Annotated in this window: 29 protein-coding genes and 2 other annotated features; of the genes, 3 read left to right on the top strand and 26 right to left on the bottom strand. The window is 37.3% G+C overall.

Annotated features, from left to right (window positions below; translation table 11 throughout):
- Positions 1-121 precede the first annotated feature (121 nt).
- The 8 genes from H3T48_RS03015 to H3T48_RS02980 all read right to left on the bottom strand — a co-directional run bounded on the left by H3T48_RS03015 (position 122) and on the right by H3T48_RS02980 (position 6,630).
- Positions 122-1,372 (bottom strand): methionine gamma-lyase family protein, encoded by a 1,251-nt coding sequence (locus H3T48_RS03015; protein WP_198188417.1) that lies wholly within the window; start codon positions 1,370-1,372, stop codon positions 122-124.
- The gene (miaA, locus tag H3T48_RS03010; protein ID WP_198188413.1) at positions 1,365-2,285 is read right to left on the bottom strand and encodes a tRNA (adenosine(37)-N6)-dimethylallyltransferase MiaA; all 921 of its coding nucleotides are present in this window, start codon (positions 2,283-2,285) and stop codon (positions 1,365-1,367) included. Before miaA ends, H3T48_RS03015 begins: the two co-directional genes overlap by 8 nt.
- Before the next feature lie 84 nt (positions 2,286-2,369).
- Entirely contained in the window at positions 2,370-2,774 is a 405-nt protein-coding gene (locus H3T48_RS03005) for a rhodanese-like domain-containing protein (RefSeq protein WP_074425086.1), read from the bottom strand.
- A gap of 59 nt (positions 2,775-2,833) precedes the next feature.
- Complete coding sequence (locus H3T48_RS03000; protein ID WP_046307223.1) at positions 2,834-3,052, bottom strand: YqgQ family protein; 219 nt, start codon at positions 3,050-3,052, stop codon at positions 2,834-2,836.
- On the bottom strand, positions 3,052-3,732 hold the full coding sequence (locus tag H3T48_RS02995; protein WP_198188412.1) for a rhomboid family intramembrane serine protease: 681 nt from the start codon (positions 3,730-3,732) through the stop codon (positions 3,052-3,054). Before H3T48_RS02995 ends, H3T48_RS03000 begins: the two co-directional genes overlap by 1 nt.
- A gap of 10 nt (positions 3,733-3,742) precedes the next feature.
- Entirely contained in the window at positions 3,743-4,315 is a 573-nt protein-coding gene (locus H3T48_RS02990) for a 5-formyltetrahydrofolate cyclo-ligase (protein WP_046307227.1), read from the bottom strand.
- A gap of 53 nt (positions 4,316-4,368) precedes the next feature.
- Positions 4,369-4,518 carry a 50S ribosomal protein L33 gene (gene rpmG, locus H3T48_RS02985; protein ID WP_046307229.1) on the bottom strand — a complete coding sequence of 50 codons (150 nt, stop codon included), beginning with the start codon at positions 4,516-4,518 and terminating at the stop codon, positions 4,369-4,371.
- Positions 4,519-4,602: 84 nt separating this feature from the next.
- A complete protein-coding gene (locus tag H3T48_RS02980; protein WP_222710185.1) occupies positions 4,603-6,630 on the bottom strand; it encodes a penicillin-binding protein 2 in 2,028 nt (675 codons plus the stop codon).
- A 302-nt stretch (positions 6,631-6,932) separates the two neighbouring features.
- Between H3T48_RS02980 and H3T48_RS02975 the strand changes: the two genes are divergently transcribed.
- On the top strand, positions 6,933-7,847 hold the full coding sequence (locus H3T48_RS02975) for an N-acetylglucosamine kinase (protein ID WP_046307233.1): 915 nt from the start codon (positions 6,933-6,935) through the stop codon (positions 7,845-7,847).
- Between the two features lie 54 nt (positions 7,848-7,901).
- Here the strand turns inward: H3T48_RS02975 and greA are convergent, their stop codons facing one another.
- From greA to H3T48_RS02950, 5 genes are all read right to left on the bottom strand, one after another.
- The gene (greA, locus tag H3T48_RS02970) at positions 7,902-8,378 is read right to left on the bottom strand and encodes a transcription elongation factor GreA (RefSeq protein WP_046307234.1); all 477 of its coding nucleotides are present in this window, start codon (positions 8,376-8,378) and stop codon (positions 7,902-7,904) included.
- 77 nt (positions 8,379-8,455) lie between these two features.
- Positions 8,456-10,873 carry a phenylalanine--tRNA ligase subunit beta gene (gene pheT, locus H3T48_RS02965; protein ID WP_198188411.1) on the bottom strand — a complete coding sequence of 806 codons (2,418 nt, stop codon included), beginning with the start codon at positions 10,871-10,873 and terminating at the stop codon, positions 8,456-8,458.
- On the bottom strand, positions 10,873-11,922 hold the full coding sequence (gene pheS, locus H3T48_RS02960) for a phenylalanine--tRNA ligase subunit alpha (RefSeq protein ID WP_046307238.1): 1,050 nt from the start codon (positions 11,920-11,922) through the stop codon (positions 10,873-10,875). Before pheS ends, pheT begins: the two co-directional genes overlap by 1 nt.
- A 38-nt stretch (positions 11,923-11,960) precedes the next feature.
- Positions 11,961-12,168: a binding site (T-box leader), on the bottom strand.
- 48 nt (positions 12,169-12,216) lie between these two features.
- The gene (locus H3T48_RS02955) at positions 12,217-12,567 is read right to left on the bottom strand and encodes a helix-turn-helix domain-containing protein (RefSeq protein ID WP_046307240.1); all 351 of its coding nucleotides are present in this window, start codon (positions 12,565-12,567) and stop codon (positions 12,217-12,219) included.
- A gap of 76 nt (positions 12,568-12,643) precedes the next feature.
- Positions 12,644-13,411, bottom strand: coding sequence for an RNA methyltransferase (locus H3T48_RS02950; RefSeq protein WP_074425075.1), 768 nt, complete (start codon positions 13,409-13,411; stop codon positions 12,644-12,646).
- A 103-nt stretch (positions 13,412-13,514) separates the two neighbouring features.
- On the opposite strand from H3T48_RS02950, the gene H3T48_RS02945 reads away from it, so the two are divergent.
- Positions 13,515-13,844: an acylphosphatase gene (locus tag H3T48_RS02945; RefSeq protein WP_046307244.1), complete on the top strand. Its 330-nt coding sequence runs from the start codon at positions 13,515-13,517 to the stop codon at positions 13,842-13,844.
- Between the two features lie 36 nt (positions 13,845-13,880).
- Positions 13,881-14,852, top strand: a complete 972-nt coding sequence (gene yidC, locus H3T48_RS02940; RefSeq protein WP_198188409.1) for a membrane protein insertase YidC — start codon at positions 13,881-13,883, stop codon at positions 14,850-14,852.
- Between the two features lie 143 nt (positions 14,853-14,995).
- On the opposite strand, the gene H3T48_RS02935 is transcribed toward yidC, so the two are convergent.
- The 13 genes from H3T48_RS02935 to H3T48_RS02875 all read right to left on the bottom strand — a co-directional run bounded on the left by H3T48_RS02935 (position 14,996) and on the right by H3T48_RS02875 (position 24,501).
- Entirely contained in the window at positions 14,996-16,564 is a 1,569-nt protein-coding gene (locus H3T48_RS02935; protein WP_074425071.1) for a HAMP domain-containing histidine kinase, read from the bottom strand.
- Positions 16,542-17,255: a response regulator transcription factor gene (locus tag H3T48_RS02930; protein WP_046307250.1), complete on the bottom strand. Its 714-nt coding sequence runs from the start codon at positions 17,253-17,255 to the stop codon at positions 16,542-16,544. The genes H3T48_RS02935 and H3T48_RS02930 overlap by 23 nt, the downstream gene beginning before the upstream one ends.
- Before the next feature lie 142 nt (positions 17,256-17,397).
- Positions 17,398-17,964, bottom strand: coding sequence for a DUF177 domain-containing protein (locus tag H3T48_RS02925; RefSeq protein WP_198188407.1), 567 nt, complete (start codon positions 17,962-17,964; stop codon positions 17,398-17,400).
- A 1-nt stretch (position 17,965) separates the two neighbouring features.
- Positions 17,966-19,120 carry a nucleotidyltransferase gene (locus H3T48_RS02920; protein ID WP_074425068.1) on the bottom strand — a complete coding sequence of 385 codons (1,155 nt, stop codon included), beginning with the start codon at positions 19,118-19,120 and terminating at the stop codon, positions 17,966-17,968.
- Positions 19,121-19,126: 6 nt separating this feature from the next.
- Positions 19,127-19,474, bottom strand: a complete 348-nt coding sequence (gene rsfS / locus H3T48_RS02915; RefSeq protein ID WP_074425066.1) for a ribosome silencing factor — start codon at positions 19,472-19,474, stop codon at positions 19,127-19,129.
- 9 nt (positions 19,475-19,483) lie between these two features.
- Complete coding sequence (yqeK, locus tag H3T48_RS02910) at positions 19,484-20,083, bottom strand: bis(5'-nucleosyl)-tetraphosphatase (symmetrical) YqeK (RefSeq protein ID WP_198188405.1); 600 nt, start codon at positions 20,081-20,083, stop codon at positions 19,484-19,486.
- Complete coding sequence (locus tag H3T48_RS02905; RefSeq protein WP_198188401.1) at positions 20,076-20,717, bottom strand: nicotinate-nucleotide adenylyltransferase; 642 nt, start codon at positions 20,715-20,717, stop codon at positions 20,076-20,078. The genes yqeK and H3T48_RS02905 overlap by 8 nt, the downstream gene beginning before the upstream one ends.
- Before the next feature lie 8 nt (positions 20,718-20,725).
- The gene (yqeH, locus tag H3T48_RS02900; RefSeq protein WP_198188400.1) at positions 20,726-21,841 is read right to left on the bottom strand and encodes a ribosome biogenesis GTPase YqeH; all 1,116 of its coding nucleotides are present in this window, start codon (positions 21,839-21,841) and stop codon (positions 20,726-20,728) included.
- A complete protein-coding gene (locus H3T48_RS02895) occupies positions 21,834-22,358 on the bottom strand; it encodes a YqeG family HAD IIIA-type phosphatase (protein WP_046307262.1) in 525 nt (174 codons plus the stop codon). The genes yqeH and H3T48_RS02895 overlap by 8 nt, the downstream gene beginning before the upstream one ends.
- A 106-nt stretch (positions 22,359-22,464) precedes the next feature.
- Complete coding sequence (gene rplT / locus H3T48_RS02890) at positions 22,465-22,821, bottom strand: 50S ribosomal protein L20 (RefSeq protein ID WP_046307264.1); 357 nt, start codon at positions 22,819-22,821, stop codon at positions 22,465-22,467.
- A gap of 36 nt (positions 22,822-22,857) precedes the next feature.
- A complete protein-coding gene (rpmI, locus tag H3T48_RS02885) occupies positions 22,858-23,058 on the bottom strand; it encodes a 50S ribosomal protein L35 (protein ID WP_046307267.1) in 201 nt (66 codons plus the stop codon).
- Between the two features lie 26 nt (positions 23,059-23,084).
- Positions 23,085-23,594, bottom strand: a complete 510-nt coding sequence (gene infC / locus H3T48_RS02880; protein ID WP_046307269.1) for a translation initiation factor IF-3 — start codon at positions 23,592-23,594, stop codon at positions 23,085-23,087.
- 37 nt (positions 23,595-23,631) lie between these two features.
- Positions 23,632-23,742, bottom strand: a sequence feature (ribosomal protein L20 leader region).
- Between the two features lie 102 nt (positions 23,743-23,844).
- On the bottom strand, positions 23,845-24,501 hold the full coding sequence (locus tag H3T48_RS02875; RefSeq protein ID WP_074425058.1) for an amino acid ABC transporter permease: 657 nt from the start codon (positions 24,499-24,501) through the stop codon (positions 23,845-23,847).
- Between the last annotated feature and the right edge of the window lie 11 nt (positions 24,502-24,512).

Raw genomic sequence — 24,512 nt, 5'->3', positions numbered from 1 at the left:
ACTTGCTCAAAACTTGATTAATAGATTAGCAAAACATTAAATGCTTGTCAAAGTGGTCTAACCATTTTTTTGCTAATCTTTACAAAAGCTTTACTAATATAAAGCCATTGACAGGCCAAAATTAATTTTTGAAGAATAATTCATTAACTGCATTTGTAATCGCAATTTTGACATGAGCATAAGTTAACCCACCTTGCATGTAAATTGCGTATGGCGGCCGAATTGGTCCATCTCCAGAAAACTCGATACTTGCACCTTCAACAAAAGATCCATCAGCCATAATAACCTTATCTTCATAGCCAGTATCATTGCTTGGCACAGGATCAACAAACGAGTTAATCGGTGAATTTTCCTGTAATGCTTTAGCGAAGCGAATCATTTTATCTTTGTCATGGAAAATTACTGCCTGAATCAAATCAGTTCGATCGTCATTCCATTTTGGAGAAACTTCTGCTCCCATTCGTTCTAAAATAGCAGAAGAATAAATTGCACCTTTAATCGCATTTCCCGTTACACTTGGAGAAATAAACAGACCTTCAAAGTAATCCAAATTATTATTTAGACTTGCACCCTCTTCACGTCCAATACCACCAGCTGTTAAACGTGCAGCCGTATTTTCAATTAACTCATGCTTTCCAACAACATAGCCACCGACTTTAGCTAAACCACCACCAGCATTTTTAATTAAAGAACCAGCCATTATGTCTGCGCCAAACTCTGTTGGTTCATGTTTTTCAGAAAATTCGCCGTAGCAGTTATCGACGAAAATGATGCTGGCGGGGCTCACTTCTCTGATCATTTCAATCATTGGCTTTATTTTTTCGATCGTAAAACTTTTACGCGTATCATAGCCACGTGAACGTTGAATAACCACCATTTTTGGCTGATGCTCAGCTAGCAAACTACGTGCACCGTCAAAATCAACGCTACCATCCTCAAGCAAATCAACATGAGAAAATTTCACTCCGTATGATTTCAGACTGCCTCGACCATCGCCAGCAATTCCAATAACTTGTTGCAAGGTATCATAAGGCATTCCAGTCAGATAAGTTAACTCATCCCCAGGAAGTAAATTACCTGCCATTGCAGTGGCTAAAGTATGCGTTCCGGAAACAAACTGAGAGCGAACCAGCGCATCTTCGGTATGAAAAATTTGCGCATAAATACGATCAAGCTTATCACGGCCACTATCATCTGAACCATAACCGGTACTACCAATCAAGTCGGCTTCTGCTACGGCCTTATCCTTAAATGCTTGCAATACTTTGTTTTGATTATACAAAATATTATCGTCAATTTTTGCTAACTGCGGAGCAATTTGCTTATCAATCTCACTAACAATCTGTTGTAATTCTTCTGGCCAATTATTCATTCAACCATTCCTCTGCTTTCTGTTTCATTTTTATTAAATAATCTTGATCATTAAGGGGGTCGACCCATGTAATTGGCAATTGATGCCTAAAATAGGTCAGCTGCCGTTTAGCGTACCTACGTGAGGCTGTCTTTAAATCTTTAACAGAATCATCAAGTTCTTTATTGCCTTCAAAATATGGAAAAAATTCTTTATACCCAATTGCCTGCAATACTTGGTACTCTTTTTGCCGATTGTCATAAATAAACCTAGCTTCATCAAGTAGGCCCGCATCCATCATCTGATCAACTCGTAAATCAATTCTGTGATAAATTTCTTGGCGATCAGAATTTAGGCCAAAAATCAGATAATCATAACGCGGCTTAATTTGTGTTTGTTGCTCTGAAAACTTTTTCCCTGTGCGCTTAATAACTGTCAGAGCACGTAAAACCCTTCTTGAGTTTGTAACTGGAATCTTAGACGCAGTCACTTGATCTTGCTTAGCCAATTCTTGCCACAAAGCAGTCTCACCGTTTTTATCTAAATAGCTTTGCCAATAATCGTCTACTGCTTGCTTATGTTCATTTACTTCACCAAGTTGCATCTGATTTAACAGCGCATTAACATAAAAACCTGTTCCCCCTACCAAAATTGGCAACTTGTTTTTGTGTGCAATCTCTGAAACTGCCTGCTGCGCTTGGTCAACAAAATCCTTAACTGAATAGGGCTCATAAACCGACTGCACATCGACCAAATAGTGCTTAATTAATGCTTGTTCTTCGCTCGTCGGCTTGGCTGTGCCCACCTTAACTTCACGATAAATTTGCATTGAATCGCCAGAGATAATTTCCGCATTGAGCTCAGTGGCTATATTAATCGCTGTGCTTGTCTTACCGATTGCCGTTGGCCCAACAATTGCTAATATTTTTTGCATCTTTCGCTTCCCTTTTTTTGCATATCGATTTTAATTATATATTAAAAAAACACGTTTGAAAAAGAGTACAAACATGTTTTTAGATTAATATTTAGATGATTTGGTACGGCCATCCCATTCATCAAAGCCATTTTTTAGCCATTTAATTGAAGAGAAGTTCTTCTTTTGCAAAAATCTAGCGGCACGAAGAGTAACCGACAAAGAATCGGAATACAAATAAACAGGTAAGTCTGGTCTTAACTCTGAGTATTGGTATTTCATCATCGTGTATGGAAGATTACGGGCACCATCAATGTGCTTTCTTTTGAAAGGTTCCTTTTCACGTAAATCAACAATTTGTGCCTTTCTCATTCCTTGATTAAATTCTTCATTGGTTAAGTCACCATTACCTAATCGTTTTGTTTGAATTTTATTCCACAGCCAAACAGCGACAAAAGCCAAGATGATAACTATTAATACTATATCTACAATAATTATAAAAGTTGACATAAAAATCGATTTCTCCTCTAGTAAAAATGTTCATAAAAATAATATACTCCTAAATTTCTTTAAGAGCTATGGTTATCTTGTTGATGCTTTTCTTCGTATTCATGCTCTCGATTTAAAATTAGTTTTGCCACTAAGTAATCGTGCTGACTAATTAGATGAGCATGATTAATATTATCGAGTTCTAGCGCCATGAGTTCAATATCCCAGATCCGCTTACCAACATGAACAAATATGCCGTATTTTTCAAGAAGCTGTTGTACATCATATAGTGTTTTCATTATAGTTTTATGACCATACCCATTCTGACTGTGGCGACACAATAAACAATTAAGACAGCTGCAGCAACAGTTCTTTCTTTAACCGAGTAATGATGTGTCGTGCGGTCTCCTAAGATAATTGCCACAAGTACTCCTGCAACAAAACCGCCAATATGACCTTGAATATCGATATTAGGAGCAAATAAATCCAATCCAATATTAATGGCTGCTAGCCAGAAAGCCTGACGGCCCAAATACGAAATAACTGGATTAGCACGATTTTTTAAAGCCACTGCAGTCATTGCACCAAACAAGCCAAACAATGCTGTTGAAGCACCGGCACTAAGAGAACTGTCGCTTCCCATAGCCAAGCTTAACAAATTACCACCGATACCTGAAAGCAGGTAAAGCAATAAAAAGCGCCAGTGACCAAGAAGTGGTTCCATGTAGTAACCGATATAATAAATCATTACCGCATTTGAAACCAAGTGCATAATGCCAATGTGTAAGAATTGGGCTGTAAAGAGCCGCCACCATTGGTTTCCACCAACTACAGCATAATTGTTCATGGCGCCCATTTTAACCAGGACAGCCGTATTTTCTGAGCCACCAAGAGCTGTTTCTACAATAAAGGTAAGTAGTAGTACTACCAAAATGCCAACAGTTACGTAGCAATTTTTTAAATATTGTCGTTGATCCATCTTAACCTCGTTAATTTTGTAAAATTGAAGTAGGCGTAATAATCATTTCAATCGGAATATCTGTTGCCTCAATTTCCCACTGAGCAGAACTAAAAATCATTTTTGTATTCGCTAAGGCAACAGTCTTAGTGGCAGTATGTTTAGCCAAAAAACGGTCATAATAGCCTCCACCAAAGCCTAAACGTTGATGGGAATCTTCGGCAAAAGCTAATCCAGGAACAATCAACAGATCGAGTTCATTATTAATTTTAGCGTGCGGATCACTTACTTCTTCTACACCAAATTTTGAGCGCGAAACTCTTGTCATATAGTTATATAGAACAAAATCTTGCGTGTGTTCTTTATCGTTATTCGCACGTGCAAGATAAACTTCTTTGCCCAAATCCCACAGATAAGCAATCAGCTTAGCAGTATCTACTTCATAGGATAGAGAAGAAGTGACTCCAATACTACGACTATTTTTTAATAGCTCAGTATTAATTAAGCTGTCAAGCAAAGCTTGATCTTCATTTATCTTTTGCTCACTGTCCGCATATTCACCTAAAATCTTTATTTGTTGTTGCCTAAATTCTTTTTTGTCCATGTCTTCCCTATACAAAAAATAGCAGGAGCATAGGCTCCTGCCATATTGGTTTATTACTTAGTTTCACGATGAAGAGTAGTGTGTCTTTCAACTGGACAATACTTCTTCAAACTTAAACGATCCGGATGCTTACGCTTGTTTTTCTTAGATAAGTAACTTCTATCGCCACATTCGGTGCATTCCAAAATGATGTTATCTGCCATTTCTTTCACCACCTAAATTCTTTATTCTGACTGTATAAGTTTAGCATTTCTCTTTCACTTTTACCAGTAATTATTATCTTTTTTCTATTTTTTATAGAGTTTAAAGTAATCTTGAACCATTGCTTTAGTCATTTGCAGTGTGTAAGAGCCTTCCAAATCAGGGTCTAAACCTGGGAAAACAACGGCAGTCGCAATCTTTGCATTGTCCGATGGTGCATATCCTACAAACGTTGCATTGACTAACTCTGGTGGATTCTTTTGATTAGGGTTATCTGGATCATAATAAAAGGTTTGCGCTGTTCCAGATTTACCGGAAATTGACGGTTTAACATTCTTTATCTTATGCGCAGTACCCCATGAGTTAGTACCGTGTACAACACGCCAAAATCCTTGCCGAACTACATCCAGTTCACTTGGCGTCCATGGAATTTTTAGTTGAACATTAGGTTTTTTGTCATAATCAATATAAACCTTTTTACCATTTCTGGAAGTTCGACCAATTGACTGGACGATATATGGTTGCATTCGATAGCCGCCATTAGCTATTGTTGAAACGTATTGCACCATTTGAATTGGTGTATATGCATCATAGTTACCATAAGACAAGTCTAGAACTGACCCTGATAAAATCTGCCCGTGTTCATTAAAGGACTTACCTTGAATACCTGAAATTTCGCCTGGTAAATCAACACCAGTTTTCTGTCCCAAGCCAAACATATTAAAATTATGTCTGATTGTATCAAAGGCAGTATTAGGCATACTAATAAATTCTTTAGGAACATACTTAGCGTTAACCCATTTCATTGCCAAACGCATCATGTAAATGTTACTAGAAACTTCCAGTGCTGTTGAAGCATCCAATGAGCCAAACGTTCCCACTGGATATACTGATTTCTTAATCGGTGTTCCGGGTAGATAAACTGGAACATCGGGCATCACGTTGTCTGTTGGCGTAATAATCTTGTTAATTAGGCCACCACTAACCATTGCTCCCTTAACGGCAGATCCCATAACGAAGGCTTGATTGATGACGCCTAAGGCATTATTAGTTGTTTTATTTTTCTTTGGATCTCGACTAATTCCAGCAACTGCCAGAAGTGCACCAGTTTTAGGATTCATTGCAACGGCATAGGCACCGTTCGAATAATGAGCAGCTCCAGATGCAATCGCGGAAGAATAAATCTGTTCAAGTGATTTCTGTACTTCTTTTTGATAGCGTGCATCAATCGTTAAAACCAAACTTGCTCCAGCTTGACCAGAATAAACTGATTTAGTCTGCTCAATATTACCGGAACTTGTCGTTGAAACTTTACTGGTTGATTTTGTTCCTTTTAACAGTGGCTCATATTCTTCTTCTAAATATGAAGTACCAACCCGATCATTTCTTGAATAACCGTTGGTCAAATAGTATTGCAAGTTATCACTCGGCAAACCCGCCTTTTGGGTTGATACTGAGCCAATAATACTTTGAATAGAAGAGCCGTTAGGATATGATCTTTGCCAGTCAGTTCCAATTCCAACTCCTGGCAACTCGGATAAGTGCTCACCCACTTCGGCAATTTCTTTATCGGTTAAACCATCGTTTTTGACGTAAATGGTTGACAGTGTATACGCACCGGAAATTTTGTTATAAATTAACGCTGCTGTTTCCTGCCGTTTAGATAGTTTTAAATGCTTTGCTTGAACCTGTTGTTGAATACTTTTATTAATTTTTTCATCATCTTCGGTAGCACGAATAGATTTAGGAACTCTAGCAGCTTCTCGCTTACTATTCTCCTTATTACCCAAATAGTAATCAATGATTTGTTGTTCAGTTGGCTTCTCGTTCTTAATCAAAATATAATTGCTGAGCTTATTAGAAATTGAGTAGACATCATCAATAGTCGTTGAAACGCTCTTAGTATAAGTAATCGCATTTTTGGCGGTGTTACCAACTAAAACTCGTCCCTTATTATCATACATCACACCACGCGGAACCTGACTAGAGACAACAGCAGAATTTGATTTTTGTACTTCTGCTTTAAACCGGGACCCATACCCGATTTGTAAATAAGCTAATTGACCAATTAATGTAGCAAAAAGCACAAAAATAATGCCCAGAATTAACTTCATTCTGAGTGGTGTTGACGATTCTGTCTTATTTCTATTTGATTTTTGATCCTTTTTAAAAAATTTCACGTAATCCAACCTCACTAAACTAAGGCTATTTTATCAAATGCAGTGTTGTAATTCCATCACTTGCTTGTTGCTTTGACAAAATTTAAAAAGAGAACAGCATAATAGTAAATTTGTTGAATCCACTTTTTTAAAAAGCAATTATCTACTTCTTTATTTACTGAAACATCTTCTGCATTTAAGCTTTTTGTAATAGAATAGATAGTGAAAAGAGTAATTAATGGAAGGAAGATAAAACTATGACACTTGAATACCAAATTGGTGTCGATGCTGGTGGTACACATACCACCGCAATTGCTTATGATCTAACCGGTAACGAAATTAAACGTAGTGAAGCTGGCCCGGGTCAAGTCAATACAGATTACGACACTGCAATCAAGAACATCACTAGTGCCATTAACCACCTAATTGATGAAATTGATGGTGATTGCCAACGCATTTTGTGCGGTATGGCAGGCCTATCAGTTATTGGACATGCCTCCGAAGTGGCTGCAGAAATTTCTGCTAAAGTTAATAACTTACCAACGCGTGCAGTTACAGACTCATTATTAGCACTTTATAGTGGTCTTGAAGGCGAAGACGGCGGTTTGGTTATTGCAGGAACCGGTTCAGTATTTAACGGTTTACAAAATGGGCGAATCATCACTACTGGCGGATACGGTGCCACTTTGGGAGATGAAGGCTCCGGTTATGCAATTGCCTTGACTGCACTTAAGTCTGCCTTATTAAGCTGGGATAAGCGCGAAGATAACAAACTTATTCCAATGTTTAATGACTTATTTAAGACTGATAACATCGTTGATGGGACTGCCAAGTTCTACCAAATGACTAATCCAGAAGTTGCTTCAATGGCTGTTAGCGTTGCAAAATTAGCTGACAGTGGCGATGAAAATGCAACTGCAGTAATTAAAGAACAGGCTGAGTTACTCGCCCGCGATATTATCATTGGTATGGATCGCTACGAGGAACCAAAGCCAATGCGCATTGCTCTGACAGGTTCAGTTCTTGCAAACAATGAAATGATGCGAAATTACTTGGAAGCTAAAGTTCATGAGCGCTATCCAAAAGCTGTATTTTCAATCTCTAATGGAGAAAATGCCCGCGGTGTTGTTTTTGATAAGAGTAAAGATTATCGTTACTTTACTAGTCACTAGTAATTTACCATACAAAAAACCAGTTACTTCTATGTAACTGGTTTTTTATTATAATTATTCTTCAACTTTGTTAATAACAACGTCAAATTTACCACCTGGTGTTGTAATGGTCACTGTTTGACCCTTTTTCTTACCAAGAATGGCTTGAGCAATCGGTGAATCGTTAGAAATTTTACCATTCATTGGATCAGATTCATCACTACCAACAATAGTATATGTTTCTGGATCATCTTCACCAACTTCAGTATAAGTAACAGTCTTTCCGACAGCAACTTCATCTGGGTCACTTGAATTCGCATCAACAACGTGTGCATATTTCAACATTTCTTCAACGACATTGATTCGGTCTTCTAAGTGACTTTGTTCATCCTTAGCGGCATCATATTCTGAGTTTTCAGATAAATCACCGTATGAACGAGCAACTTTGATTCGTTCAATTACTTCAGGACGTTTTACTAATTTTAAATTCTTAAGTTCTGCTTCAAGTTTTTCTTTTCCTTCAGCAGTCATTGGATATGATTTCTCAGGCATGAAATTTTCTACTCCTTAAAGTTAAAATTCTATTTGCACTGGTTTATGATATTGATTTCTACTTCTAAAGTCAACCTTTACCGAATTTCAGCACCAAGTTGCTCCTTCAGTTCTGCATCAATCGCAGCCATCGCTTTGTTAACTACTTCATCAGTCAAGGTGTCTTGTTCATTAAGGAAAGTAAGACGGTAAGCCAGACTCTTCTTATTTTCATCAATATGAGCACCTTGATATACATCAATAACACGTAAATTAACTAAGAACTTGCCACCATTATCGTTGATGACATTTTCAATGGCTTGATTAGAGACACTTTCTTCAACCAAGATTGATAGGTCACGCTCAATTGCAGGGAACTTAGGTGCATTTTTAGAAACAGTCTTAGGACTAATAATCATTGGAACTAAAGTATCAAGATCGATTTCATAGCCATAAATCTCACTGCCATTTAATGCCTTGCTTGCTCTGGTTATAGCATGACTAATCATTCCAATCATTCCAACGTATTGACCATCGATATAAATACCAGCTGTTCTAGTTGGATGCATTCCTTCGATTTCTTCTGCTTTGTATTCGACTTTACTTAAATTAACACCAATGGCTTTAAACAAGTTGGTTAATTGTCCTTTGACATAGAAGAAATCAATTTGTTCTTCTTCATGTTGCCAGTTATCGAAATAGACATTCCCAGAATATAGCGTAGCTAAATGTTCGTGCTCATTATATGTGTCGTTTTCAAAATCATATACTCGTCCCTGTTCAAAAAGTGCAAGCTGATTTTGTTTACGTGCCATATTATAACTTGCCGCATCAACTAATCCAGTCATTAAGTTTTGACGTAAAGTTGAACGACTTGAATTTAATGGCATTTGTACTTGAACTAATTTTTGGGGATTGTGAGTGTATGAAACAGCCTTTTCAGGAGAAGTCAGTGAATATGAAATTGCCTCAATTAGTCCTTGACCTTGAACAACTGCTTTAATTCTCCTAATTGTTTCCTCTGTTTCAGAATAACCCCCATGTGTTTCCGCTAAAACTGGTTGAGTTGATTTAATCTTGTCATAACCATAAAGTCGACCTACTTCTTCAACCAAGTCTGCTGGAATAGAAACGTCCCATCTTCTTGCAGGTACATTGACTGTTAGATTATCACCATCAAGTTCGTATTCAAAGTTAAGTCGATCGAAGATATGACCTACTTCATCATTCGAAATTTCTGTTCCCAGCACTTTATTTAAATAAGAAACAGTAGTGTGAATAACATCAGGTTGACGTTTTTCATCAGTCGCAGTAATCACACCTTCGTCAATTGTACCAGAAGCATTGTTACGAAGAAGTAAAGCTGCCATGTCGAGCGCACGCTCAGTAGCATCCCAGTTAACACCTTTTTCATAACGACTTGAAGCTTCAGTTCTATTAGCATGACGTAAAGCTGCTTTGCGAATTAGAGTTGGATCAAAAATTGCTGATTCCAAAATAACATCGGTTGTGTCATCCTTAATTTCTGAATTAAGGCCACCCATAACACCAGCCATCATGACAACACGTTCACCATTAGTAATAACGATATCATTTTCATCAAGGTCAATCTCTTTGTCATTTAGAAGAGTTAACTTTTCACCTTGATTTGCTTTTCTTACTACTAACTTGTTAGTTTCAAATGCACGAGCGTCATAAGTGTGCATTGGTTGACCAGTTAAAAGCATGATGTAGTTTGTCACATCAACGACATTATTAATCGGTCTAATACCAGCATTCCAAAGTCTCTTTTGCATCCAAAGAGGGCTATCGGCCACCTTTACACCACTGATTTTACGTAAATTAAATTTTGGTGCGAGCTTAGGGTCAACTTCGGTAGTGAAATTGTCAGTCCAAGATTCACCGTCTGCCTTTAAAGTGACATTTTCAATTTTAACTGGTTCATTAACGATTGCACCTACTTCATAAGCAGCACCTTCCATTGATAATGTATCTGCCCTGTTAGGTGTGATATCAAAATCAAAAATATAGTCATCCATTCCTAAAGGTTCGTAAGCATCCTGACCAGGTTTTACATCAGCATCTTGAGGGAAGACAAAAATACCATCAACGTATTTTTCTGGAACGAGATTGTCGGCAAAACCAATCTCTTGCAAGCCACAAATCATGCCATTGGATTCGTATCCACGCAATTTACCCTTTTTAATTTTAACGTTATCCGCAATACGCGCACCTGGCAATGCAACTACAACGTCCTCACCTGCAGCAACATTTGGAGCACCACAGACGATTTGATGGGGTTCTTCGTCACCAACATCAACATGAGTTAGGTTCAAGTGTGTGCCTTCAATTGGCTCACAGTCGATAATGTGACCGATAACGATTTTCTTAAGTCCTTCTTCAGGATGCTTTACTTCAGCAATTTCAACCCCAGTACGGGTGATTTTTTCGCCTAATTGATGTGGCTCTTGGTCTAATTTAAGAAAATCTTGTAACCATTGATATGAAACTAACATTATCTTTCCTCCTTGCTGAATTGTTCTAAGAAACGAACATCATTAGTATAGAAGTCACGGATATCATCAATGCCATATTTAAGAATAGCAAAGCGGTCTAATCCTACACCGAAGGCGAAACCACCATAGACATTAGAATCAACCCCAGCATTTTCCAAAACATTAGGGTGAACCATTCCGGCACCTAAAACTTCAATCCAGCCAGTATATTTACAAATTGAGCAGCCTTTACCATTGCAGTTGAAACAAGAAACATCCATTTCAACTGATGGTTCAGTAAATGGGAAGTAACTAGGACGAAGGCGTGTCTCGCGGTCTTGACCAAAAACATGCTTAGCCATTAACTCCAATGTGCCTTTTAAGTCGCCCATTGTAATATTTTTATCGACTACTAAGCCTTCCATTTGCATAAATTGGTGTGAGTGCGTTGCATCATCATCATCACGACGATATACCTTACCAGGCCCGACCATCTTTAGTGGACCTTTTGAAAAGTCGTGCTTCTCTAATTCACGGGCTTGATCACCTGAAGTTTGCGAGCGAAGCAAATCCTCTGAATCAATATAAAAGGTTTCCTGCATGTCACGTGCTGGATGATCCTTTGGTAAGTTCATCATTTCAAAACAGTAGTGATCAGTTTCAATTTCAGGACCCTGTGCTACCTTGAAACCCATGCCAATAAAGTATTTTTCTAAGTCATCCAAAATAATATTGATTGGGTGCTTAGTGCCAAGATGCTCCTCACGTCCAGGAAGCGTCACGTCAATTGCTTCCTTTTCCAGTTGTTCCTTAACCAATTTTTCAACAATTTCATTTTTGGCATCATCTAATTTTTGATTAAACAGATCGCGCACTTTGTTGACCTTTTGACCAATCTCACGTCTTTTTTCAGGTTCAACGTCTTTCATTGAATGCAAAATTTCGGTTAATTCACTTTTACGACCTACTAACTTAACGCGTACATCGTTTAGCTTTTCTTCGGTTTTTGCTTTATCAATTTCTGATAATCCTTGGTCGCGAAGTTCTTGTAGCTTCTCAAACAAATCCATAATTTTTCCTTTCAAACAAAAAAGCTTCATCCCTCATATCAAGGGACGAAGCTTCGCGGTACCACCCTGGTTTAGACTCACAAAGAGAGTCTACACTCAAGTCTTCGATAACGGTGAATACCGGAATTGATTAAATCCTACTAGTAAGATGAAATTCACAGCTCTATTTAGACTTTTCTTTCAGCTAATAAAAAAGTCTCTCTGCAATAAACGATTACTGCTACTAGTCTTACTCCATGTAATTAACTATTAGAATAATTCTTTTTGTTAAAACATGCAAGCAATTATTAAAAATTAGACCCACTTGTCGGCCCAATCATGTATTTTGTCTAAAGCTGGCTTTAAATCTGCACCTTTTCTCGTTAAACCATAAGAAATAATCTTAGTATCACTATCAACTGAACGTTTAACAATTCCTTCTTTTTCTAGTTCTTTTAAACGTTCGACCAAAACACGATCAGAACAAGCTCTGACACAACGTGTTAAGTCTTTAAAGCGCATGTAATTTCCGGCACAGAGGGAACTAATTATTAAGCCATTCCACTTTTTACCAATTATTTGAAATGCATTTATATAGTGCTGGCACATCTCGTTGTCTGTGCCAATATAGTCAGTACCTTCCTTGGTTTTACTACTTGAAGCCATCCTACTTTCCTCCTACAGCAAAGCAATATCATGAATTTATTATAAAAAAAACACTTACTAGAAACAAGTACCAGACCTAGGCAAAATAATAAATCATAATTCCAGCCGCAACTGCAGCATTAAGTGATTCTGCTTGCCCTTTAATCGGAATATAGAGCTTTTCATCACAAATATTAGCAACTTCTTCACTTACACCGTGTGCTTCATTCCCAATTACCAAGCCCAATTGAGCAACATGCTCAAATTCTGGTAATTGCTTCGCATTTTTGTCTAATAAGCTGGCGTAGACAGGGATAGAATTTAACTTCAATTCATTAATTACTTCGGATAGTGGTTTAACTATTAAATTAAGGTGAAACTGGCTACCCTGCATTGCACGCTGCGTTTTAGGATTATATAGGTCAACACTTTCAGGTGACAAAATAACACCATCAAAGCCGGCAGCGTCGGCAGTTCTGATAATTGTCCCCACATTTCCAGGATCAGAAAGATTATCAAGCAATACCCACTTACCAAAGTTAAATGAATAGTTCTTCGGCTGAGTCATCTTAAGAACCATAAAAATACTTTGTGAATTTTTAGTGCTAGTTAAATTTCGTGTAATTGCTGTATTTATCAAAAAAACGTTTTTGGCGCTTAAATCTACATTTAATTCCTCTTCTGCGCGTTCCAAAGCATCTTCTGTTCCTAGTAAATAAACATAACTTAGCTTTGCTTTAAGTGCTTCTTCTATTAAGTGAAAACCTTCTATCATGTAAGTACCGGTTTGCTCACGATACTTTTTTTGCTTTAGTTTAGCTAAACTTTTAATAAGTTGATTATTTACCGAAGTAATTTGTTCCATTTATTTGTCCTCTTTTTATTTAGATTTAGTACCTGACAATTGTAATATTCGATGAAGAAAATGGTAAAATCAAGATGATATGCTTTTAGAAAGGAAAATCATTATGGGCTTATTTAACCATCACAACCACAATAGTGAAAAAACGACTGACTCACCAGTTGAAACGTGGCAGTTAACTGCCTCTGGTATTGTCCAAGGTGTTGGCTTTCGCTGGAGTGTTATGAACCTTGCCAAGCAGATGAATATTGCTGGTAACGTATGTAATAATAGCGACAGCACAGTCACCATTACTTTACAGACTAACCTTGATTGCGTCAATCAATTTATCAAGGAACTGCCTCGTAATGTTTCACCTTCTGCACGTATTTCTACAATAAAAAAAGAAAAACTGACAGATGTAGCCAAACTCCATGGTTTTCATGTATTATATTAAGTATTGACTTTTTAAAAAACTAACTTGGTGAATTTAATGAAAAAATTTCGTAAATATATTGGATTAATTGCTCTTTGTTTTGTGGTCATGCTAACTGTTACAGCATGTGCCCAAAATGGTAATGCTGCTACTAAGCCCCCTACAGGCTTTTTCTATGGCAATATTTATCGCTTTATTGGGAAGCCACTTCAAAATATCATGTTGTCGTTTTCGCACATGATTGGTGGAGCAAATGGCGCAGGTTGGGCAATCATTTTAATGACGTTAGTTGTTAGAATAGTTCTTCTACCTTTAATGCTAAGCCAACAAAAGAAATCAACTACACAACAGGAAAAAATGACGCGAGTTCAGCCTCAAATGCTGTTAATCCAGGACGCAATGAAGCGTAAAGATTTAACTCAAGACCAACAAATGACTTTGGCAGGCTGGCAAAGAGAACTTTATTCGCAAAACAACATTTCCTTAACAGGTGGTATGGGCTGCTTGCCTTTGATTATTCAGTTTCCAATCATGATTGGAATTTATCAAGCCGTAATGTATTCCAAACCACTGGCAAACTCGTTTTTCTTTGGTATCTCACTTAGTGAACGATCCATTTCGGTTACCATCATTGCAACACTGTTTGCTTTCATCCAAGGGTACCTGTCAATTATCGGTGTCCCTAAAGAGCAAAAGAAACAAATGCAATCAATGATGTTGATGAACCCAATCATGACTTTGTTTATTTCTCTATCCGTTTCTGGTTCAGTAGCTTTATACTGGGCTGCCGGAAACTTCTTCTCGGTCATTCAACAGTTGATCGTTACTTTTATCATCATGCCAAAAGTTAAGAGGGACGTTGATGAACACCTTAAGAACGAACCAATTAAGGCGATTGTAACGAAAGAGAAAATTGATGAATTACTAAATCAAAAAACTTCAGGTTCAGCTGTCTCTGAAAAAGAAAAGGAATTGCACGAAAACTTGCGCAACCGTAATAAAGGTAAACAACAAAAGCATCATAAATAATGATCACTCAAGATTTTTACTGAATAATATAGAACTCCTAAAAGGCTAATTCCAGTACATAGAATTAGCCTTTTTACTTACCTAAATTAAGCTAAAACAAAAACAGCAAAAGTTTTCCTTTTGCTGTTTCATATATTCCTCTATTACTCTGCTTCTTTTTGACTTTGAGCACGTTCACGCAAAGTTTGTGCCTGCTTCTTTGTGAGGGCTGGGAACTCAATAATGAACTGACTACCCTGACCTTCGACTGATTCAACACTAATTTTACCATGATAGCTGTTAACCAGTTTTTGTGCAATCGACAGACCTAAACCATTACCACCCTTTTCACGTGTTCTCGCTTTATCAACACGGTAGAAACGGTTAAAAATCTTGCTTTGATCTTCTTTAGATATTCCTTCACCAAAATCTTGTACGATGATGTGTACGTCAGTTTGAGCCAACCCAGCAGAAATGTTAATTTCTTTTCGCGTAGTTGAATACTTTATTCCGTTATCAACCAAAATTACAAGTAGCTGCTCCAAGTGCCCCTGGTAGATTTGAATTTCAGTATCCTGAGGTAAATCATCCATTTCCAAACCGATTGAAAAGTCCTGATGGACCATTGCCATATCTCCAGCGACACGCTTCAAAACATCCGCAACGTTTGTTACAGCATTTGGATACTGCACATTGATTTGTTCCGCACGGGTTAAGTCAAGCATTTCTTGAATTAGATGCTGCATTCTGTTGGCTTCTTGTAATGAAGCATTGATCGATTCCTCCAGAATTTCTGGATCATCTTTGCCCCATCGTTCTAACAAGTTCAAATGTCCTTCGATTACCGCAACTGGTGTGCGCAACTCATGTGAAACGTCGCCAACAAATTCTTTTTGCTGGTCAATGTAGCGCTGCATTCGATCAAGCATTTGATTCAGAGAAACTGCAAGCTCTTGCAGCTCATCATTTCGGTGAAATCTTCTTATTCGAGCAGTACTGTTTGGATCTGCATTAACTTCACGGGCAACTTTAGACATTTCTTTGATTGGCCGAACAACACCGCGCACAATCATGTACGAAATCAAAATAAAGACCACAATTGCAATAGCGGAAATTCGTACCATCCATTTAAGTAGATCGTGCATCAATTCATTGTAGTAAGACATCTTGTTGGCAACAACAATATAGCCTGTGAGTTTGCCACTATGGGCTGCTCTAACTTTTTGATAGGTAATAATTTGGCGCCGATGGCCCTTAACATAGACGCTCTCCATCGAATAATCACCCTTAATATGCTTAAACTTAGGGATTGGTCCACCATTATCAAAAACGTCTTCTTTTTCCAAGTTATAAACAACAACACTCAAATCAGGATTCGTTAGTGATGAAAGGAGGTCATCATTAAATGCACTTCCAGGATGGTCATCATTAGTAATAGGCGGATTGCCTTCTAAAACATTTCTGGTTGATGGCGTTAGAGCAGGAACTACATTAGAAATCTGTAATTCATGTGGAATTCTATTTAAGCTTTCATTTAGCTTAACAACCATTTCAGTTGAGGTCTTTTTCTGCTGCACGAATGATTGCTGACCTACAACTGAGTAAATAACAACTGAGAATACAATAAAAGAGACCATGATCGTTAAAGCAACGATACTGACCCAGCGTACAATTAACGATGAGTGCTTGGTCTCTTTTTTACCTTTGACTTTACTTCTTTTCATCATCTTCATCTCTTACCATATATCCGGTACCACGAACAGTCTTGATATATGATTGTTGACCTGGGATGTCAATCTTATTACGCAAGTAACGAACATAAACTTCAACAACATTAGTTTCAATGTTTGAACCTGGTCCCCAAATCTTAGAAAGTAGTTGGTCACGGCTAACAACGTTGTTCTTGTTCTTAATTAAAGTCATCAAGAGGTTGTATTCACGTTTGGTTAGGTCAACTGCTTTACCATCCCCGCGACGAACAATTCTATTTGCAGTTTCAATTGTTAAGTCCTTAAACTTAACTACCTTCTTTTCAACTGTATCATCTGACGCATCTTTTTCAATCTTGACACGACGTAAAACGGCACGTAGACGAGCTAACAATTCTTCAATGGCAAAAGGTTTAACAATGTAATCATCTGCACCATGATCTAAACCAGAAACACGATCAATTACAGAATCACGTGCAGTCATCATAATTATCGGTGTACTCTTAACTTGACGAACACGACGAGCAATTTCAAGACCATTTAAGTCAGGCAACATTAGGTCAAGTAAAATAGCATCAAAGTCTTCTTTCAAAGCCAAATCCAATGCTTTACGACCGTTGCTCTCAACAACAGTATCATATTTTTCATGTTTTAATTCTAGCTCCACAAAGCGAGCTAAGTTCTTTTCATCTTCAACAATTAAAATTTTTGCCATTTTTATCATCCTTTATATTAACTATCAAATGCTAAATCAAGTTAAAACCTTTTAATTAAGATAAGCATACTTTAAAAGAGGTTTTAAAACAAGATTAAAAAACTGAGTTAAGAATAACTCAAAGTTTTTGCATTACTTATTTTTATTTTTGCTTATTATTTTTATCATGTTCATCCTGTTCAAGCAAGGATTTAAGCTTGGCAAATGCGGGATTAACTTGATTTTTCTTTCCTTGGTCATAATCACTTTTTGAAATAACAGACCAGCCATTGCCTTGAGGATAGATATCTTCTTTTTCTTCTTCAGGTGTCAAAATTGTGATTGGAATATTAAGAATAATATTATCTTCGACTGCAGTCTGCAAATCGATTAGATCATCTTCAACCTTAACGATTGGAATTTCACTTTCATCAATTTTTTCTTTCGACACTTCTTCATCAGTATAGTTTTCTGTAAACCGGAAGTCCTGTTGATAATCAACAGGTTCTAAGCTTCGACTCGAAGGAACAACCAAGGATGCCTTAACATGAAAATCGCCAGTTACATATGGTTCATTGTAAAAAAGTGAACCAGTTAATTGCACCTTTTTTACTTGATCAACCAAGTTTTTGCTCCGGTCAAAAAATTCTGGCCTCATTTGAACTTCCTGATCAATCTTCGTCAAAACTTCATTACTATTTTTGATTTGTGAAAAGTTAATTGATAGCATTCTAAACCTCCAACGGACGACGGCCAAAATTTTGATCCTTCTGCATTATTTGTTCAAATAAACGATCAACGCGAACCTGTAAGCCCAATGAACCATGCTTAGCATTGTTCTGATCAACCTTTGAAATAATATTGGCAGAAGTATCTTTTCTAATTTGCTTCAAATAATTGCGCCCAAGCTTGCTATAGCCAAGTAATAACAACGACTCATGGTTAAAGCTTTCAATCATATCGTCTTGACTTACATTCAGTAAAGTATACAAGCATAATCTTCTCAAACGCGCATAGGTATACCGTTTCGATTTGATTCTACGTAAAAACTCAGTAAAGTCATGGGCCAAGTGAATCTCTTGTTTCATTTTATATTCAAGGCCTTCACTCATTTGATATATTTGACGTAGTTCTTCTACACTAGTAGATTCAAGCCGGTACTTTAAAAACGGGAACAATATATTCCAGTTTGGATACTCGCTTTGGGCATCAAGCATTTGAACTTCTTTTTTGGGCAGCCATTGCTCTAATTCCGAATCTATTTTGTTATGCAAAATAATATTGCGAATTGCACTCGCACTTTGAACTACACCATTATTTTGTAACAAATCATCATGCCCAGCACCAATTCGATTAACTGGATGTAGTGCTAAAGGTGTACCTAGGTTGTGATTTGCAACAGCATAGGCCAACGCCAAAATTGCATTAGGCTCATTAACTTCATGCCCAACTTCACGTGCAACCATCTGATTATACTGTGTTGAATATGTCTGACTATAATCATTAAAGTCCATATGACTTTGTGGAATTTCTGCAATTTTGCTTCCTAAGTAAGCAAAATTTTGGGTTGCATCTTCAACGCCAAAAACTAAGTCAGTAACCCCAACTTTGACTAATTGGTCGATGCTTCCAAGTGAAAAGAGGTCTGCTGGTTGAACCGCAGTTGAAAATGGTAGTTCAAATACTAAATCCGCACCACTTTCAAGTGCAGCCCTAGCGCGCGACCACTTATCCATAATTGCCATTTCGCCCCTTTGAACATAGTTACCTGACATAACAATCACGATTGGATCTTTGTCTCCTGCCAGATAGCGAGCCTGATTCATCAAAAACTCGTGTCCACTATGAAAGGGATTGTATTCAGCAATGATCCCAACAACACTCATTAGCAGCTAATCTTCCTCTAACTCTAATTTTTTACCGTCTGCCCATAGTTTTTCAACATTATAAAAGTCCCGGGCTTCTTCAGTAAAGACATTGACGACTACATCACCTAAATCTAAAAGTAGCCAATTTGATTCGCTACTTCCTTCAACTCGATAATCATAGAAGTCAGCCTTATGTGCCTCATCAATAATTGCATTAGCAATTGCGTGCAACTGTCTATTAGAACCTGCACTGGTAACAACGTAATAATCAGCTAAAATACTGTATCCTTGCATGTCATATGCAGCAGTATCTTCACCATGACGGTCACTGATTGCTTTTAATGTAAAAGCTAAGATTTCTTTACTAGTCAATTTTTCTCCTTATTGTTTTTTGATACTCCACACATTGTATGCTTCTAAAGTGCGTGGATAAATTTTACTTCTGTTATGAACTAAATATTCAAGTGTATGTGCAAGTTGATAGCCTACACCTTCATCTAAGTTGGCATAGGTGACATCACGTGCTTGTTCAACACCCGCAAAATCTCGTCCAGGCTCAATATAATCAGCCATATAAACAATCTTATCTAAGGTGGTCATTTCTGTATCAGCAGTTGTATGACGTCGAACAGCGGTTAATATTTCCGCATCAGTAATTTTTAAATCACGTTCAATAAAATAAGTACCCACTATTCCGTGCCAGATTGCAGGACCCCAATTAAGCAAATCCTGATCAAATCCCTGGGTTTTAATTACTTGTCGAAATTCTTCTACTGGCACTTGCTTGGCATAATCGTGGATAAAACCAGCAAGTGCGGCTTTATCCTCATCATAACCATTTAGTTTAGCAAGCTTACGAGCCGTCTCACTCACTCCTACACAGTGGGTAAAACGCTTTTGATCCATATTGCTTCTTTCTTTAGCAACTATTTCAGCGCTAGATAGCGGTGAGTACGTTTCATTAAAAAATAAATCACTCATGATATAGTTCCTTTTTTTGTATATAGTTTCTCACTGTGTCAGGTACAAGATACCTGATTGAGCCACCCATTGCAATAGTTTGGCGTATTGAGGTCGAGCTGACATCTAGACTTGGAACATCGACCCAGATCATTGGCAATTCTGCTTTAGTGGGATAGCCTGCACGTTTTATTCCAACCAAGGTTGCCATTTGTGCAATTTTAGTCGGTTCTTTCCATTCATTGAAATTATTTACCTGATCACTGCCCATAATCAAGTAATAATGATTTTCCGGCTGAGTTTCATGTAGGTATCGCAATGTATCGACAGTATATGAAACACCACCACGATAGAGTTCAAATAACTTCACTTGAAAATGAGGATTGTCCTGAGTTGCTAATCCTAACATATTAGCACGATCTTGCGGTGAAACAGTTGGAGAATCCTTCAAAGGCGGAATATTAGTTGGAATAAACCAAACTTCATCGAGGTGAAGCTTATTATATACCTGTTCACCAACTATTAAATGAGCCGAGTGTACTGGATTAAATGTTCCACCTAAAATTCCAATTTGTTTACCCTTCTTAGGCTCTATTTTTTCTTCTTTAATTTCAACTGACGGAATTTTTCCTAAATCCTTAGCAATAGCGATCATTTTTGCCTCTAAATTAGTGCACGTCTAATACCTAAACCAATTTTATCAGGAGTATAAATCTTAACCAAACAATCTGCCGGCACTGTCACAAAACCAATACCACCAAATAGCAAGTCACTTTTACTTGAAGTATGGAATTCTTGCCCTTTTAGTCCGGGAAGATCTGTTTCTTTTTCTGGTGGATTCAACAATTCACCAACATGCTTTTCGTAAAAAGTATCAGCATTCTCAGTCTTGGTGCGATGAATGTATAATCCACGCGCCGCATATACTGTAAAGCTAGCCGGATCACCCTTGATAAAGTCTATTCTCCCAAGTCCTCCCAAGAATAATGTATTACCTGGCTTTAATTGGTATGTCATAGGTTTTAATGGCTTTTGTGGTGAAATAACTGCTAATTCACTAGCATTTAATCGCGTTGCCAACTGATTTTCAGTCATAATACCTGGAGTGTCAACTAAAAAGTGTCCATTTTCCAACGGGATTTCAATTTTGTCTAATGTAGTTCCAGGGAAACGAGAAGTTGTAATCAGATTCTTAATGTCACCCATTTGGTCAATAATTGCATTTAACAAAGTTGATTTTCCAACATTAGTCATACCAACAAAGTATACATCTTCTATTCTTGAAGCTTTATCTAAATACGAAATTAAAGTTTCTAAGTTCTTTTGTTTTTTGGCACTAACCAAAAAGATTTTCTTTGGAAATAGGCCAACTCGATTAGCCTCTTGACGCATCCAATCTTTAATTTTGCTTTGACGAGAATTTAGCGGGAATAAATCAAATTTATTTCCTACTAAAATGAAGTCATTATCACCGATAAAACGTTTAAGAGAAGATAATAATGAATTAGTAAAATCAAACAAATCTACCACGTTAACAATTAACGCCTTTTTTTCTGCCAATGAATTTAGCAGTGCTAAAAAGTCATCGTTATCCGCATTAACAGGCATAATTTCATTATAATGACGCAAGCGGAAACAGCGTTGGCAATATGTATCATTATCTTCGTCTTGATTTTCGATAGCTTTCTTCAAACGTTGAGCTGGTAAAAAACCTGCTTCTTCTGGATCAGTTGATTGCAGCTTTGCTCCACAACCGATACAAATTAACTCATCATCCATTTTCTAATGTCTCCTTAAAGGTAACTCTATGCGAAATTGCTAAAAAGAAAAAAATTATTTTTTCTAAGAAGCGATTAATGCGAGTATTCCATTTATCCGTTTCAACCAATGGTTTCACCAAAACTGACTCTACACCGGCCAAATTTCCAGCCTGAATATCAGTAATCAACTGGTCGCCAACCATCATTACCTGATCTTTTGCCAAACCAAGTTGTTCTCTTTTTTTAGTTATTGCAAAAGGAAGCGGCTTTCTTGACTTCGCAACGAAGTCAATTTGATATGGGTTTAGAACCTTACCGATTCTTTCTGCATTATTATTGGAAATTACAACCAATTTGATGCCAGCTTTGGCCAAACGTTGATTGAGCTCATCCATTTTTTTGGCAGTCTCAAATTCATTCCATGCAAGTAATGTATTATCTAAATCTGAAAAAACTGCTTTGACATTCATCTGTTGAAGCACATCAGTATCTAAATGATAAATCGTATCAATTGTATAACGTGGCCTGAATAACATTCAACTTCCCCTTTATTTAAGTTTTCACTCATCTAATATATCAAAAAAATTCAGTAAAGTGATAATTTTTGACATAAAAAAATGGCGCCAATGCGCCATTTTTAAATTAATTTAAAGCCTTCTTAGCTGTTTCAGCTAATTGTGCAAAGGTCTTTGAATCGTTATAAGCAATATCAGCTAACATCTTACGGTTAATGTCAACACCAGCTACTTTCAAGCCGTGCATTAACTTAGAATATGAAATATCATTCTGTCTTGCAGCTGCATTGATTCTGGCAATCCATAATTTTCTAAAGTCGCTCTTGCGTCTTCTACGGTCACGGAATGCATATCTGTAAGATACAAATAATTGTGTACTTGCAGCCTTAAATTGCATATGCTTTGCGCCACGGTAACCCTTGGCAAGCTTCATAACCTTCTTACGACGTTTACGTGTAACAGTTCCACCCTTAACTCTTGGCATCTAAAATTCCTCCTAAATATCGTCTCTTACAATTAATTAACGCATTTGAGAGAGCATCTGTTTGATGCGCTTCAAGTCGCTGCGTGAAACTAATGCAGCCTTTCTCAAATGACGACGTTGCTTCTTTGTCTTACCGTGGAAACGGTGTCCAGTAAAAGCGTGATGACGTTTTAATTGACCAGAACCTGTTCTCTTGAAACGCTTTGCAGAAGCGCGGTGGGTTTTCATTTTAGGCATTTTCTAATTCCTCCAAATTAACTAATTTACTTTTTATCACTCTTGGGAGCAAGCATTAAGAACATTGAGCGACCTTCCATTTTCGGTTTACTTACTACAGTAGCAATATCCGAAGTGGCTTCAGCCATCTTTTCCAATACTTCGCGACCTAATTCCTTATGAGTAATAGCTCGACCCCTGAACCTAATTGAAACACGAACTTTTGCTCCCTCTTTAGTGAGGAATTTTTGAGCGTGCTTTAATTTAGTGTTAAAATCATTGCCTTCAATTGTTGGACTCAAACGGATTTCTTTGACACTGACGGTCTTAGATTTCTTACGAGATTCCTTAACCTTCTTTTGTTGTTCAAAGCGGTATTTACCGTAATCCATAATGCGGGCAACTGGTGGCTTGGCATTAGGCGAAATTAGAACTAAATCTAAACTTGCAGCACTGGCTTGGCGTAAAGCCTCAGTCTTTGTTACAACACCAACTTGTTCACCATCTTCATTAATTAAACGAACTTCACGAGCACGTATTTGATCGTTTAATATCAAATTCTTTGGTATAATTCTTCACCTCCGTGTTAATTTGAGGACAAGAAAAAGGCGGGTAAAACGTACCCGCCTTTAATCAACAGAAAATATCGATTAGCCCAGAGGTCAACTTAACATAGGCGAGAAGCGGGAGCTTCTTCTTGTTCTCAACTAATGTGATTATACGCGTTAGTATTCAATTAGTCAATATAATCTGTCTAAAAATGTTCTTAGTCTTGAGGAAAGACCTTTTATCAAAAAATCAAAATTGTTAACTAGCCATGTGCTTATGCAAATAGCTTCCTGCCATTGAAAGTGTAAAACAAATAATAAAATACAGCAAGGTTAATGCTGCAAACATTGGAACAATGTAATTAGCATTTTGACCATAGATGACCTGAGCATGTTGCATCAATTCTGGAACAACGATAATTGTGGCAAGAGAGGTATCCTTAATTAAAGAGACAAATTGACCAATAATCGTTGGGATCATATGGCGGTATGCTTGTGGCAGTATGATGTACCACAATGCTTGGACAAAACTCATCCCCGTCGATCTTGCCCCTTCCATTTGCCCCTCAGAAACTGACTGTATACCAGATCTAACAATTTCAGCTAGCATGCTTGATTCAAAAATTGTCATTGCAATGATTGCCGAAGTAATTGCACTAGGGCGATAGCCAATTTTAGGCATTCCAAAATAAGTAAAGAAAATAATTAACAATAAAGGAAGGTTACGAACCAGATCAATTACAAAACCAACAGCGGCTGAAATAAATTTGATTTTTGAATACCGTATTATCCCTAATACCGAACCCAAAATAAAACTTAAAACAATCGATACTAATGAAATATATAATGTAACGGCCAAACCTTTAAGCAAGAAGCCAAAGTTTAGCCAAGATAATGCGTCTATCCATGTTTGCATATCAGTCGCCT

Origin of the sequence: Lactobacillus sp. M0403 (genome assembly GCF_016101265.1) — a bacterium.
Taxonomy (GTDB): domain Bacteria; phylum Bacillota; class Bacilli; order Lactobacillales; family Lactobacillaceae; genus Lactobacillus; species Lactobacillus apis.
The sequence above is the reverse complement of the archived record's forward strand: the minus strand, read 5'-3'. Positions and strand labels throughout refer to the sequence as shown.